This window comes from Streptomyces sp. NPDC028314 (genome assembly GCF_055565795.1).
Genome location: NZ_JBVHTP010000002.1, coordinates 293,478 through 307,413, shown reverse-complemented (window position 1 = coordinate 307,413; position 13,936 = coordinate 293,478). Strand labels below are relative to the sequence as shown.

Sequence of the window (13,936 nt, the reverse complement as noted above, 5' to 3'; positions counted from 1 at the left end):
CTACGGGCCGCCGTCTCACCATTGAAGAGGATGAACCGAACGATCGGTCGGTCGGGTGGACGAACGGCCAGCCGACAAACTCTGACAGGGGGCCGGGATGGTCGCAGTGACCCCGGAATCTGGGCAGGACACAGCCCTGGGGACAGACCTCGGGGCCCAGCTGGCGGCTGCCTTCGACGCCGCCGTGGCGGCAGACGAGCGGGTGGAACCGCGCGACTGGATGCCCGACGAGTACCGCGCCTCCCTGGTCCGCCAGATGGCTCAGCACGCCCATTCCGAGATCATCGGAATGCAGCCCGAGGCCAACTGGATCACCCGGGCGCCCTCGCTGCGCCGCAAGGCGATCCTGATGGCCAAGGTCCAGGACGAGGCCGGACACGGGCTGTACCTCTACAGCGCCGCCGAGACCCTGGGCACCAGCCGCGACGAGCTGCTCGACAAGCTCCACTCGGGCAAGCAGAAGTACTCGTCGATCTTCAACTACCCCACCCTGACCTGGGCCGACGTCGGCGCGATCGGCTGGCTCGTGGACGGCGCGGCGATCACCAACCAGGTCCCGATCTGCCGCTGCTCCTACGGTCCGTACGCGCGCGCCATGGTCCGGATCTGCAAGGAGGAGTCCTTCCACCAGCGCCAGGGGTTCGAGCTGCTCATGGCGCTCTCGAAGGGCACCGAAGCGCAGCACGCGATGGCCCAGGACGCGGTCGACCGCTGGTGGTGGCCCTCGCTGATGATGTTCGGCCCGCCGGACGACGAGTCGGCGCACTCCGCGCAGTCCATGGCCTGGAAGATCAAGCGGCACTCCAACGACGAACTGCGCCAGCGCTTCGTGGACATCGCCGTCCCGCAGGCCGAGGCCCTGGGCCTGACCCTGCCCGACCCGGACCTCAAGTGGAACGAGGAGCGGGGGCACCACGACTTCGGCGCCATCGACTGGGCCGAGTTCTGGGATGTGCTCAAGGGCAACGGCCCCTGCAACGAGGACCGCATCAGCCAGCGGCGCACGGCGCACGAGGAAGGCGCCTGGGTCCGCGAGGCGGCCGCGGCGTATGCCGAGAAGCACGCGAGCAGCACGGCGAGCACGGCCGGTACGACCAGCACGGCCGACACGACCAGCACGACGACAGGCACGCACAGCACGACGGGCACGGAAAGCACCGGAAGCGAGGCACGGGTATGACGCAGAACTGGCCCCTGTGGGAGGTGTTCGTGCGCTCGCGCCGCGGCCTCTCGCACACGCATGCGGGAAGCCTGCACGCCCCGGACGCGGAGATGGCCCTGCGCAACGCCCGTGACCTGTACACGCGGCGCGGCGAGGGCGTCTCGATCTGGGTGGTGCCCTCCACCGAGATCACCGCCTCCTCACCGGACGAGCGGGATCCCTTCTTCGCCCCGTCCGCCGACAAGCCGTACCGGCACCCCACCTTCTACGAGATCCCCGAGGGGGTGCGCCACCTGTGACCGGGACCGAGACGACCAGGACCGACACGACCGGCACCGCGCCGGTCCACTTCGCCGCCGCCCTCGCCCTCGGCGACGACGCGCTGATCCTCTCCCACCGCCTCGGCGAATGGGCCGGCCACGCCCCCGTCCTGGAGGAGGAGGTCGCGCTCGCCAACATCGCCCTCGACCTGCTCGGACAGGCCCGCGTGCTGCTGTCCATGGCCGGCGACGAGGACGAGCTGGCGTACCTCCGCGAGGAGCGCTCCTTCCGCAACCTCCAGCTGGTCGAACAGCCCAACGGCGACTTCGGCCACACCATCGCCCGGCAGCTCTACTTCTCCCTCTACCAGCACGAGCTGTATGCGGAACTGGCCGCCGGTGACGGCCCGTTCGCCCCGCTCGCGGCCAAGGCCGTGAAGGAGACCGCCTACCACCGCGACCACGCCGAGCAGTGGACGCTGCGGCTCGGTGACGGCACCGAGGAGAGCCGGACCCGGATCCGGGCCGGGCTGGTCGGGCTGTGGAAGTACACCGGAGAGCTGTTCCAGCCGGTCGACGGGCTCGACGGCATGGACTGGGCCGCCCTGGAGCAGCGCTGGCTCGCCGCCGTGGGCGGTGTGCTGGAGCGGGCCGGACTCACCCTCCCCGAGGGCCCGCGTACGGGCGCCTGGGCGGCCGGGGCCGGTCGGCAGGGACTGCACACCGAGCCGTTCGGGCGGCTGCTCGCGGAGATGCAGCACCTGCACCGCAGCCACCCGGGGGCGTCATGGTGACCAGCGGCACGGAGATGACGCGGCTGGAGGCGGAGCTGGCCGACCTGGCCGGGGCCGTCCCCGACCCCGAGCTGCCCGTGCTCTCCCTCGCCGAGCTGGGCGTGATGCGCGGGGTGCGGATGCACGAGGACGGCCATGTCGAGGTCACCCTCACCCCCACGTACACCGGCTGCCCGGCCATCGAGGCCATGGCCGCCGACATCGAGCGGGCGCTGAACGGCCACGGCATACCGGATGTCCGGGTGCGGACGGTCCTGGCCCCCGCCTGGTCGACCGATGACATCAGCGCCGAAGGACGCCGCAAGCTGGCCGAGTTCGGTATCGCCCCGCCCCGCCCCCACTCCGCGGGCGGACCGGTCCCGCTCACCCTGTCGGTCCGCTGCCCCCACTGCGGATCGACCGACACCGAGCTGCTCAGCCGGTTCTCCTCCACCGCATGCAAGGCGCTGCGCCGCTGCACCGCCTGCCGCGAACCGTTCGACCACTTCAAGGAGCTGTAGATGGCCGTGTCCCCGCCGTCACCCGCGTCGGTGTCCGCGCGCCCCGCACGCCACGGCGCGTTCCACTCCCTGACGGTGGCGTCGGTCGACCGGCTCACCGACGACTCGGTGGCGCTGACCCTGCGGGTCCCCGAGGAACTGCGCGCCGAGTACGTCCACGCCCCCGGCCAGCACCTCACGCTGCGCCGCAGCGGGCCCGAGGGTGCGCAGATCCGCCGCACGTACTCGATCTGCTCGCCCGCCCCCGGCGCCGGTGGCCCCGCTCTGCTGCGGGTCGGAGTGCGGCTGGTGGAGGGCGGGGAGTTCTCCACGTTCGCGCACAAGGAGATCGCCGCCGGTGACGTGCTGGACGTGATGGTTCCGGCCGGACGGTTCGTACTGGACCCGGCCGCGGCCCCGGCCGGCGCGCACTACGCGGCGATCGTCGGCGGCAGCGGGATCACCCCGGTGCTGTCGATCGCCGCCTCGCTGCTCGCGGCGCGGCCCGACGCCCGGTTCTGCCTGGTGCGCAGCGACCGTACGGCCGCCTCGACGATGTTCCTGGAGGAGGTCGCGGACCTCAAGGACCGCTACCCGGAGCGCTTCCAGCTGGTCACCGTCCTCTCGCGGGAGGAGCAGGAGGCCGGGCTGCCCTCCGGCCGGCTGGACGAGGAGCGGCTGACGGCCCTGCTGCCCGCGCTGCTGCCGGTGGCGGAGGTGACGGGCTGGTTCCTGTGCGGCCCGTACGGCCTGGTGCAGGGCGCGGAGAAGGCGCTGGGCGCCCTGGGGGTCGTACGGACCCGGGTGCACGAGGAGATCTTCCACGTCGAGGACACCGCCCCGCAGGCCCCCGCCCGGACGGCGGCCGCGTCGCACGGCCGGGTCACGGCGCGGCTCGACGGCCGTTCGGGCACCTGGCCGGTCCAGGACGGCGAGTCGCTGCTCGACGCGGTGCTGCGCAACCGCGCGGACGCCCCGTACGCCTGCAAGGGCGGGGTCTGCGGCACGTGCCGGGCGTTCCTGGTGTCGGGCGAGGTCCGGATGGACCGGAACTTCGCGCTGGAGACGGAGGAGACGGAGGCCGGATTCGTCCTGGCCTGCCAGTCCCATGCGGTGACGGAGGAAGTGGAGATCGACTTCGACCGCTGAGCCGGCCCGCCCGTCCCCCCGGGGCTGTGCATTTTCCAGAACCTGTTCTATCTTGACGCTCCGTCAGATCAGAACGGGATCCGGTGCGCGCGGGAGGACAGGCAGTGGACTTCACCTTCACCGAGGAACAGCAGGCCGCCGTCGAGGCGGCCAAGGCCGTGTTCGCGGATGTCGCGCCCGACAGCGTGCCCAGCCCCGCGCTCTCCCCGGGGGCCGTCGCCGAGGAGTTCGACCGGCCCCTGTGGGCCAAGCTCGCCGGCTCCGACCTGCTGAGCCTGGTCCTCGCCGAGGAGCACGGCGGGGCCGGGCTCGACACCATCGCGCTCTGCCTGGTGCTGCGGGAGGCCGCGAGGGTGCTGGCCCGGGTGCCGCTGCTGGAGCACTGCGCGACCGCCATGGCCGTCCAGGCCCACGGCAGCCCCGAACTGACCGCCGCCCTGCTGCCCGGCGCCGGGCGGGGGACGCTCGTCCTCACCGCCGCCGCACACGGGCGCACCGGGCACGATCCCGCCGAACTCGCCGTCACCGCACGGCGGGACGGCCCCGACTGGGTCCTGGACGGGGTCCAGACCTCCGTCGCCTGGGCACACAACGCCGACTGGATCGCCGTACCCGCCCATGCCGGGGAGGGCGAGGCCGTCCTGGCGCTGGTCCCGCGCACCACCGAGGGGCTGACCCTCGCGGACCAGTACTCGACCAGCGGGGAGCGGCTCGCCGAACTCGCCCTGGACGGCGTACGGGTACCCGCGGCGCACCTCATCGACGCGCCCGGCGCCTGGGACCGGCTCCGCCAGCTGCTGGCCACCGGGACCTGCGCGCTCGCGCTCGGCCTCGGGGAGGGCGCACTCACGATGACCAGCCAGTACACCGGCAAGCGGGAACAGTTCGGCTTCCCGGTGGCGACCTTCCAGGCCGTCGCCGTACAGGCCGCCGACCGCTACATCGACCTGCGCGCCATGGAAGTCACCCTCTGGCAGGCCGCCTGGCGCCTCGACGCGGCGACGGGCGGCGCGGGCGGCCCGCTGCCGAGCGCCGGGGACGTCGCCGTCGCCAAGATCTGGGCCTCGGAGGGCGTACGCCGGGTCGTGCAGACCGCCCAGCACCTGCACGGCGGCTTCGGAGCCGACACCGACTACCCCCTGCACCGCTACCACGCCTGGGCCAAGCAGCTGGAACTCCAGCTGGGCCCCGCCGCAGCGCACGAGGAGGCGCTGGGCGACCTGCTGGCCGCCCACCCCCTCGCCTGACGCACCGGCCCGAGAAGGCCTAGAGCACGAAGGCCGGGTTCCCGTTGTCCGTCACCATCGGGCGCCCGGCACCGTCCCAGGCCTGCATCCCGCCGTCGATGTTCACGGCGTCGATGCCCTGCCGCACGAGGTACTGGGTGACCTGCGCGGAACGGCCGCCGACCCGGCACATCACGTGCACCCGGCCGCCGTCCTCGATGGCCTCCGTCAGCTCACCGAAGCGGGCGACGAAGTCGCTCATCGGGATGTGCAGCGCGCCCTCGACGTGCCCGGCCGCCCATTCGTCGTCCTCGCGGACGTCCAGGACAAAGCCTTCGGAGGGCACCGCGGCGGCGTCCACCGAGGGAAGCGGTCCGAAGTTCATAGCTGTCGCCTTCTCTCGTCGCAGATCTCGCTGCCAACCTATCCGACCCCCGCGCCGGGGCGGGGGCCTCACCCGGCGGCGATGACCGCCAGCTCGGCCTCACGCTCGGCGACCTGCGCCAGCAGCTGCTCCGCGATCTCCTCCAGCAGCCGGTCCGGGTCCTCCGGCGCCATCCGCAGCATCGACCCGATCGCGCTGTCCTCCAGCTCCCGCGCCACCACCGCCAGCAGCTCCTTGCGCCGCGCCAGCCACTCCAGCCGCGCGTACAGCTCCTCGCTCTCGCTCGGCCGCGCGGCCTCCGGTACCGGGCCCGCCGCCCATTCCTCGGCCAGCTCCCGCAGCACCTGCTCCTCGCCGCGCCCGTACGCCGCGTTGACCCGCACGATGAACGCGTCGCGGCGCTCGCGCTCGGCCTCGTCCTGCGCGAGGTCCGGGTGCGCCTTGCGGACCAGCTCGCGGTAGAGCCTGCGCACCTCCTCCGAGGGCCGCACCCGCTCCGGCGGACGCACCGGCCGCTCGGTGAGCATCGCGGACGCGTCGTCGGAGATCCCGTCGGAGCCCAGCCAGTCGTGGAAGAGCTCCTCGACCCCGGGCATCGGCATCACCAGGGCGCGCGCCTCGTGCGCCCGCCGCAGGTCCTCGGGATCACCGCTGCGCGCCGCCTTCGCCTCCGCGATCAGCGCGTCCAGCTCGTCGAGCCGCGAGTACATCGGGCCGAGCTTCTGGTGGTGCAGGCGCGAGAAGTTCTCGACCTCCACCCGGAAGGTCTCCACCGCGATCTCGAACTCGATCAGCGCCTGCTCGGCGGCCCGCACGGCCCGGTCCAGCCGCGCCTCCGGCCGCTCGTCACCGGCATCCGCGCCGCCACCCGCACCGGCGGCGCCACCGGAGCCGGCTCCGGCGCCGGCGGCCGCGCCGCCGGAGTCGCTCGCGGCACCAACGTCGGCGGCGGCACCGGCCGCATGGCCGACGTCGCCGGGCTCTTCGGGGACCGGGACCGTCTGATCAGTCTGCTGCTCGCTCACCCGGCCAGCCTAAGGCCGGTGCGAGCGGGCCGATGTTTCACGTGAAACATCGACCCGGGACCGTGACCCGCTCAGACCCCGGCCTCCGCCGCGATCCGCCCGTTCCTCACCGCCGCCACCAGCACCGCGTGATCGGCCTCGCTGCGGTCCGCGTACGCCACCGCGAAGGCGGCCATCGCCTCGTCCAGCTCGTCGTTCTTGCCGCAGTACCCGGCGAGCAGCCGCGGATCGGCGCTGTGCGCGTGCGCCCGGGCCAGCAGGGCGCCGGTCATCCGTCCGTAGTCGTCGAACTGGTCGGCGGCCAGCGCCGCCGGGTCCACGCTGCCCTTGCGGTTGCGGAACTGCCGGACCTGGAAGGGCCGCCCCTCCACCGTGGTCCAGCCCAGCAGGATGTCCGAGACCACCTGCATCCGCTTCTGTCCGGCCACCACCCGCCGCCCCTCGTGCTCCTCCGGCGCGGCGTCGAAGCCCAGCCCGGGCAGGTGCGGCAGCAGTACCGAAGGGCGGGCCTCCTTCACCTGGAGCACCAGCGGCTCGCCCAGGTGATCCAGCAGCAGCACCACGTACGAGCGCGTGCCGACGCTTCCGGTGCCCACCACGCGGAAGGCCACGTCGTGGATGGCGTACCGGGCCAGCAGCGGCAGCCGGTCCCCCTGGAGGGTGTTCAGGTACGGGCCCAGCGAGGCCGCCACGGCGGCCGCCTCCGGGTCGCCGACCCGGCGCAGCACGGGCAGCGCGTCGACGAACCGCCGGCCGTCGGGCCCGACCTCGGTCGACTTGGCCGCGAAGCGGGCCGAGGTGTTGTTGCGGGCCTTCTCCGAGACCCGCTCCAGCGTCCCCAGCAGATCGCGGGCATCGGTGTGCGAGACGAGTTCCTCGTCCGCGATGGCGTTCCAGGAGTCCAGCGCGGGCAGCTTGGCCAGCAGCCGCATGGTCCGCCGGTACGCGCCGACCGCGTCCAGCGCGGCCGCCCGGCAGGTGTCCTCGTCGGCCCCGGCCACCCGCCCGGCCAGCACCAGGGAGGTCGCGAGCCGCTTGACGTCCCACTCCCAGGGGCCGAAAACGGTCTCGTCGAAGTCGTTCAGGTCGATGACGAGCCGGCCCCGCGCGTCCCCGTACAGGCCGAAGTTCGCCGCGTGCGCGTCACCGCAGATCTGCGCGCCCACCCCGGTCACCGGACCGCCGGACAGGTCGTGCGCCATCAGCCCGGCCGACCCGCGCAGGAACGCGAAGGGGTTGGCGGCCATCCGGCCGACCCGTATCGGCGCCAGTTCCGGCACCCGGCCGACGTTGGACTCCTCGACGGCCCGCACGGCGTCCGGCCGGTCGGCCGGCGCTTCGAAGCGCGCGTGCGCCCCGCGCGGTACGCGCACCCGCAGGGCCTTGCCTGCCTGCCGGGGCGACCCGGCCACGAGGCGCGGGGCGAACCCGTCGACCACCGGTATCCGCCCGCCGTCCGTCACGTCCACCGCACCCGCGCGCTGTACCGGTTCCGCCGCCATGCCTGCCGCCCCCGCCCGTAACCGTCAAACTCGGCCAACATCATCAATCGGGGCTGACCGTATCTACAGCCCCGCGTCCCTGGCCAGCAGGGCCGCCTGCACCCGGTTCTCGCACCGCAGCTTGGCCAGGATCCGGCTCACGTATGTCTTCACCGTGGCCTCGCTCATGTGCAGCCGCCGTCCCGCGTCCGCGTTGGAGAGCCCCTCGCCGAGCAGCGCCAGCACCCCGCGCTCCCGTTCGCTCAGCTCCGCGACCCGGCGGCGGGCCTCCTCGCCGCGCCCGGCGGCCTGCCCGGAGGCCAGCTGGTCGACGACGTGCCGGGTCGCCCCGGGGGAGAGGTAGGCGTCCCCGGCCGCGGCCGCCCGTACCGCGCCGATCAGCTCACCCGGCGCCGAGTCCTTCAGCAGGAACCCGGCGCCGCCCTGGCTCAGGGCCCGCAGCACGTTCTCCTTCTCGCCGAAGGTGGTGAGGATCAGCGCCCGTACCTCGGGCACCGCCCGGCGCAGTTCGACCAGCGCCGTCAGCCCGTCCATCACCGGCATCTGGATGTCGAGCAGCACCACGTCCGGGGCGTGCGCGCGGGCCAGTTCCACCGCCTCCCGGCCGTTCGCCGCCTCCGCGACGACCTCGATGTCCGGAGCCGAGGTCAGGATCATCCTGATCCCGGCCCGGATCAGCGGCTCGTCGTCAGCGATCACCACTCGGATCACCTTGGCTGTCACCCGCGCTCCTACTGATTGACCTCGAACGACTGCTTCTCGACGAGCTTGCCGTCCTTGAAGCAGAACCGGAAAACCGTATCGGTGGTCAGCCTGGAGTCGTCCTCCGACAGCAGCTCCAGGCAGTCCGTGCCCTCCGGCCGCTGCGGACCCTTGCGGTCCAGCCCCGCGGTCATGAAGCTGTCCCCGTCGGGCAGCCGCCCGCGGACCACGTTCTCCGGCTCACCCACCTGCACCGCGTCGTAGTCGGCCCTGCGGATCATCGCGTCGCCGGCGGATCCCACCATCAGTGCCACGCCCGCCCCGATCACGATCACGAGCAGCACCACTGCGGCGAACGCGATCCCGCAGCCCAGCGCCACCCCTCCCGTGCGGCTGCGCACCCGGACCGCCAGCTCCCGGTCCACCGCCGCCCAGTCCATCGGCGGGGCGCCCGCGAGGCCCAGCGCCTGGGCCTGCTGCCCGAAGTCGTCGGGGACCTCCATCCCGGCCGGCTCCGCCCCGTAGGGCAGCACCCCGGCCACCCGGAATCCGCCGCCCTCGGCCGCGCCCGCGTGCACCATGCCGCCGACCAGCCGGGCCCGCTCGCGCAGCCCCGTCAGGCCCTGCCCGCCCGAGACCACCTCGCCGGCGCCCGGACCGGCGGACGGCCCGTTGGCGATCTCCACCACCAGCGAGTCGTCCTCGTACCGCAGCTCGACCGTGATCGGCGCCCCCGGAGCGTGCTTGTACGCGTTCGTCAGCGCCTCCTGCACGATCCGGTACGCCGCGTGATCGCACGCCGTGCCCAGCGGCCTGGGCCGCCCCGCCGTGGTGAGCCGCACGTCGGTCCCGGCACCGCGCGCCGCCTCCACGATCCCGGCGATCCCCGCGATCCCCCGCGCCGCGGGCTGCGCCGCCTCCTCCACGGGTACCGGCGCCTCGACGCCGTCCCGCAGGATCCCGACGACCTCGCGCAGCTCGTGCATCGCCGCCACCGACGCCCCGCGCAGCACTCCCACCGCCTCGCGCTGGCGGTCGGTGAGGTGCGGATCCACCTCCAGCGCACCGGTGTGAACCGAGATCAGCGCCAGCTGGTGCCCCAGGCTGTCGTGCATGTCCTGGGCGATGCGCTGCCGCTCCCGCAGCCGGGCCTGCCCGGCGACCATCGCGCGCTCGCGCATCAGCTGTCCGTTGCGCTCCTGCAGCGCCCGCAGCAGGGTCCGGCGCTGCGACCAGTACCGACTGGCCAGACCCGGCATCACCGTCGACGCAAGGAACATCAGGGTGGAGAAGACGATCACCAGCAGGGGCTTCATCTGCGCCCACTGCTGCACCACGCTGAGGCCGATCTCCACGACGAAAGCCACCGTGAAGGCGCCCAGCGCCCTGCCGACGCCCACGATCCGGCGCCCCGCCGACCAGGCCAGCAGGCTCATGACCAGGAAGGTCCCCGGAAGGAAGGGCGCGACGGCCGCTCCCACGACCAGGGTGGCCACCGGCATCCGCCGCCGCAGCAGGGTCAGCACCACCACGACCGCGCCGCTGACCGCCATCCGCAGCCCGCTGCCGTTGTCGAGCTCCTCCACCCCCAGGCCGAGCAGCGCCAGCACGGCGGCGATCGCCAGGTCCCCCGCCAGCATCCGCCGGGACCAGGGCTCGGGCCCCTTCAGCCAGTCCCAGCCCGTACGCATCCTCACGGTCGCATCCACGCGCCCGACCCTAGAGTCCCCAACAGGCCGCCGGGTGCCCTCTTTCGTCGCGCCCCGCTCGACGAAAGTCGAACACCCCGTCAGCCGGACGTGCCCGATGAGACGGCCGCCACACCGGCCGGTCCGAGACAAGACACACCCCGTCAGTTCGGACACAACGAAGGAGCCCCGCACCGGATTTCTCCGGAGCGGGGCTCCTGTGCTGTGGGCGAGGGGGGATTTGAACCCCCACGTCCCGAAGGACACTGGCACCTGAAGCCAGCGCGTCTGCCGTTCCGCCACTCGCCCGAGTAGCTACCAGCGGTTCTTCCCTTTCGGGCCGTTCCCCTGGCGACGTCGAAACATTAGCACGGCGGACGGGGTGGAATCACATCCCTTTCCCCGCAGCTCCCACCTCGGCCCCGACAGCCCCTCCCGCACTCCGGGCCGGGTGCGGGACACTGTCCCTGGAGCGCCCCTACGATCGCTTGTGAGGACCAACACTCCTCAGCACGAGGCCGAAGGGGAACCAGCCGAATCCGCCACGCGTGGATACGATCAGTAAGCAGTACAGGGCGACAACGACGGAGGAGGTGCCCCATGGGAGTTCTGAAGCGGTTCGAGCAGCGACTCGAAGGTCTGGTGAACGGCACCTTCGCCAAGGTGTTCAAGTCCGAGGTCCAGCCGGTGGAGATCGCCGGAGCCCTCCAGCGGGAGTGCGACAACAACGCCACCATCTGGAACCGCGAGCGGACCGTCGTCCCCAACGACTTCATCGTGGAGCTCAGCGCCGGCGACTACGACCGCCTGAGCCCCTACTCCGGCCAGCTCGGCGACGAGCTCGCGGGCCTCGTCCGCGACTACGCCAAGCAGCAGCGCTACAGCTTCATGGGCCCCATCAAGGTCCACCTGGAGAAGGCCGACGACCTCGACACGGGGCTCTACCGCGTCCGCAGCCGTACCCTTGCCTCCAGCACCTCCCAGCCGGGCTCCCCCCAGGGGCAGGGCCAGGCACCCCAGAACCAGCAGCAGGGCGGCTACGGGTACCCCCCGGTCGCGGCCCCGCCCATGCCCAGCGCCCCGCCCCCCGGCGGACCCGGCGCCCGCAGGACCGCACCCGGTCCCGGCGGAGCGGCTCCCACGACTTCCGGCGGCCCCGGCACCACGCGCCGCTGGATCGAGATCAACGGCACCCGCCACCAGATCTCGCGCCCCACGCTCGTACTCGGCCGAAGCACCGAGGCCGATGTGCGGATCGACGACCCCGGCGTATCCCGCCGGCACTGTGAGATCCGGACCGGAACGCCCCCGACGATCCAGGATCTCGGGTCCACCAACGGCATCGTGGTGGACGGGCAGCACACCACCCGCGCTACGCTCCGCGACGGCTCGCGGATCGTCGTGGGCAGCACCACCATCATTTACCGGCAAGCCGAAGGGTGAAGCGGGGGCAATGTCAGAGCTGACCCTGACGGTCATGCGGTTGGGTTTCCTGGCCGTTCTGTGGCTGTTCGTCATCGTGGCCGTTCAGGTCATCCGCAGCGACCTCTTCGGAACGAGAGTCACGCAACGCGGCTCCCGCCGCGGCGGCGCCAACAGCGCTACGCAGCAGCAGGGGCGGCAGGCGGCACCACCGCAGCAGCGCCAGCGCCGCGGTGCGCCGACCAAGCTGGTCGTCTCGGAGGGCACCCTCACGGGTACCACCGTGGCCCTCGCCGGGCAGACGATCACGCTGGGACGGGCCCACGACTCCACGATCGTGCTGGACGACGACTACGCATCGAGCCGTCATGCCAGGATCTACCCAGACCGTGACGGCCAGTGGATCGTCGAGGATCTCGGGTCCACCAACGGCACGTATCTCGACCGGACCCGGCTGACCACCCCGACGCCCATTCCGCCGGGCGCCCCGATCCGCATCGGCAAGACCGTCATCGAGCTGCGGAAGTAGTACGAGAATGAGCGAGCGGAGCGAGCGAGCCGCGGCGGTCCGTCCCACCGGGGACTGCGACCCGAACGCGCTCCCGACCGGAGGGTGGGCAGTGTGGCTCGAGACCGGTTGTACCCGGAGGCAGATCCGTCGACAGGGCAGGTGCGCATGAGTCTGTCCCTGCGGTTCGCCGCCGGATCGCACAAGGGCATGATCCGCGAGGGGAACGAGGACTCCGGCTACGCCGGTCCCCGCCTCCTGGCGATCGCCGACGGCATGGGCGGCCAGGCCGCCGGCGAGGTCGCGAGCTCCGAGGTGATCTCCACCCTCGTGCAGCTCGACGACGACGTCCCGGGCTCCGACATCCTCACCGCGCTCAGCGTGGCCGTGCAGCGGGCCAACGACCAGCTGCGCGTCATGGTCGAGGAGGACCCCCAGCTGGAGGGCATGGGCACCACGCTCACCGCCCTCCTGTGGACCGGGCAGCGCCTCGGCCTCGTCCACGTCGGGGACTCCCGCGCCTACCTGCTCCGCGACGGGGTCCTCACGCAGATCACCCAGGACCACACCTGGGTGCAGCGCCTCGTCGACGAGGGCCGCATCACCGAAGAGGAAGCGACCACCCACCCCCAGCGCTCCCTGCTCATGCGGGCGCTCGGCAGCGGTGACATCGTCGAGCCCGACCTCTCCATCCGCGAGGTCCGGGCGGGCGACCGCTACCTGATCTGCTCCGACGGGCTCTCCGGCGTCGTCTCGCACCAGACCCTGGAAGAGACCCTCGCCGACTACCACGGCCCCCACGAGACCGTGCAGGCACTGATCCAGCTCGCCCTGCGCGGCGGCGGTCCCGACAACATCACCTGCATCGTGGCCGACGTCCTCGACACCGACAGCGGCGACACCCTCGCCGCCCAGCTCAACGACACCCCGGTCGTCGTGGGCGCGGTCGCCGAGAACCAGCACCAGCTCTTCGACGGCAACGCCATGCAGACCCCGGCCGGCCGCGCCTCCGGGCTCGGCCGCCAGGCCCCCCCGCCCGCGGGCTCCTTCGGCCCTCCCGGCAGCGGCGAGGCCCCTGGCTACGGCTACCCCGACCAGAACCAGGGCGGCGGCGGATACGGCAGCTTCGGCGAACCCGACGCGTACGACGCCGACTCCGGCTACGAGGACACGTACGACCACCCGCGCAGGCGCCGCAGCAAAGGGCGCAAGTGGACCACCCGCACGCTGCTCCTGCTGCTCGTGGCCGGCGTGGTCGGCGGCGGGCTCTACGCCGGGCACCGCTGGACCCAGACCCAGTACTACGTCGGCGTCAAGGGTGAGCATGTCGCGCTGTACCGCGGCATCAGCCAGAACCTCGCCTGGATCCACCTCTCCAAGGTGGAGACGGACCACCCCGACATCGAACTGAAGTACCTGCCGCCCTTCAAGCGCAAGCTGGTCGAAGCCACCATCAGCGAGGGCAGCCTCGACGGCGCCCGCAAGAAGATCGACGAGCTCGGCGCCCAGACGTCCGCCTGCAAGAAGGACGAAGCCCGCCGTGCCGCCGAGGCGCAGCCCAGCCCGACACCCGGCCCCAGCCTGACTCCCGCGGAGCAGCAGCTGGCCGCCCAGTGCGAAAAGCAGTAGAGATA

14 protein-coding genes and 1 tRNA gene are annotated in these 13,936 nt (G+C 72.5%); 9 read left to right on the top strand and 6 right to left on the bottom strand.

Annotated elements, in window-relative coordinates; translation table 11 throughout:
• Positions 1–97: 97 nt before the first annotated feature.
• From paaA to ACZ4TG_RS05560, 6 genes are all read left to right on the top strand, one after another.
• Positions 98–1,180 carry a 1,2-phenylacetyl-CoA epoxidase subunit PaaA gene (gene paaA, locus ACZ4TG_RS05585; protein ID WP_468160032.1) on the top strand — a complete coding sequence of 361 codons (1,083 nt, stop codon included), beginning with the start codon at positions 98–100 and terminating at the stop codon, positions 1,178–1,180.
• A complete protein-coding gene (paaB, locus tag ACZ4TG_RS05580) occupies positions 1,177–1,461 on the top strand; it encodes a 1,2-phenylacetyl-CoA epoxidase subunit PaaB (RefSeq protein ID WP_468160031.1) in 285 nt (94 codons plus the stop codon). Before paaA ends, paaB begins: the two co-directional genes overlap by 4 nt.
• On the top strand, positions 1,458–2,216 hold the full coding sequence (gene paaC / locus ACZ4TG_RS05575) for a 1,2-phenylacetyl-CoA epoxidase subunit PaaC (RefSeq protein ID WP_468160030.1): 759 nt from the start codon (positions 1,458–1,460) through the stop codon (positions 2,214–2,216). Before paaB ends, paaC begins: the two co-directional genes overlap by 4 nt.
• Positions 2,210–2,716 (top strand): 1,2-phenylacetyl-CoA epoxidase subunit PaaD, encoded by a 507-nt coding sequence (paaD, locus tag ACZ4TG_RS05570; protein WP_468160029.1) that lies wholly within the window; start codon positions 2,210–2,212, stop codon positions 2,714–2,716. Before paaC ends, paaD begins: the two co-directional genes overlap by 7 nt.
• Entirely contained in the window at positions 2,717–3,844 is a 1,128-nt protein-coding gene (locus ACZ4TG_RS05565) for a 2Fe-2S iron-sulfur cluster-binding protein (RefSeq protein ID WP_468160028.1), read from the top strand. It abuts the gene before it with no gap.
• Positions 3,845–3,948: 104 nt separating this feature from the next.
• Complete coding sequence (locus ACZ4TG_RS05560; RefSeq protein ID WP_468160027.1) at positions 3,949–5,091, top strand: acyl-CoA dehydrogenase family protein; 1,143 nt, start codon at positions 3,949–3,951, stop codon at positions 5,089–5,091.
• A 19-nt stretch (positions 5,092–5,110) separates the two neighbouring features.
• On the opposite strand, the gene ACZ4TG_RS05555 is transcribed toward ACZ4TG_RS05560, so the two are convergent.
• The 6 genes from ACZ4TG_RS05555 to ACZ4TG_RS05530 all read right to left on the bottom strand — a co-directional run bounded on the left by ACZ4TG_RS05555 (position 5,111) and on the right by ACZ4TG_RS05530 (position 10,681).
• Complete coding sequence (locus ACZ4TG_RS05555) at positions 5,111–5,455, bottom strand: rhodanese-like domain-containing protein (RefSeq protein WP_267801881.1); 345 nt, start codon at positions 5,453–5,455, stop codon at positions 5,111–5,113.
• Positions 5,456–5,523: 68 nt separating this feature from the next.
• Positions 5,524–6,480, bottom strand: a complete 957-nt coding sequence (locus tag ACZ4TG_RS05550; protein WP_468160026.1) for a J domain-containing protein — start codon at positions 6,478–6,480, stop codon at positions 5,524–5,526.
• A gap of 71 nt (positions 6,481–6,551) precedes the next feature.
• Positions 6,552–7,982, bottom strand: coding sequence for a DUF2252 domain-containing protein (locus tag ACZ4TG_RS05545; protein WP_468160025.1), 1,431 nt, complete (start codon positions 7,980–7,982; stop codon positions 6,552–6,554).
• A 63-nt stretch (positions 7,983–8,045) separates the two neighbouring features.
• Positions 8,046–8,705, bottom strand: coding sequence for a response regulator transcription factor (locus tag ACZ4TG_RS05540; protein WP_468160024.1), 660 nt, complete (start codon positions 8,703–8,705; stop codon positions 8,046–8,048).
• Positions 8,706–8,713: 8 nt separating this feature from the next.
• Entirely contained in the window at positions 8,714–10,375 is a 1,662-nt protein-coding gene (locus ACZ4TG_RS05535) for a sensor histidine kinase (RefSeq protein WP_468160433.1), read from the bottom strand.
• Between the two features lie 223 nt (positions 10,376–10,598).
• Positions 10,599–10,681 (bottom strand) — tRNA-Leu (locus ACZ4TG_RS05530).
• A 291-nt stretch (positions 10,682–10,972) separates the two neighbouring features.
• Here ACZ4TG_RS05530 and ACZ4TG_RS05525 point away from each other — a divergent pair.
• From ACZ4TG_RS05525 to ACZ4TG_RS05515, 3 genes are all read left to right on the top strand, one after another.
• Positions 10,973–11,815: an FhaA domain-containing protein gene (locus ACZ4TG_RS05525; protein ID WP_468160023.1), complete on the top strand. Its 843-nt coding sequence runs from the start codon at positions 10,973–10,975 to the stop codon at positions 11,813–11,815.
• Positions 11,816–11,825: 10 nt separating this feature from the next.
• Positions 11,826–12,323, top strand: coding sequence for an FHA domain-containing protein FhaB/FipA (locus ACZ4TG_RS05520; RefSeq protein WP_468160022.1), 498 nt, complete (start codon positions 11,826–11,828; stop codon positions 12,321–12,323).
• 147 nt (positions 12,324–12,470) lie between these two features.
• Positions 12,471–13,931, top strand: coding sequence for a PP2C family protein-serine/threonine phosphatase (locus ACZ4TG_RS05515; protein ID WP_468160021.1), 1,461 nt, complete (start codon positions 12,471–12,473; stop codon positions 13,929–13,931).
• Positions 13,932–13,936 lie beyond the last annotated feature (5 nt).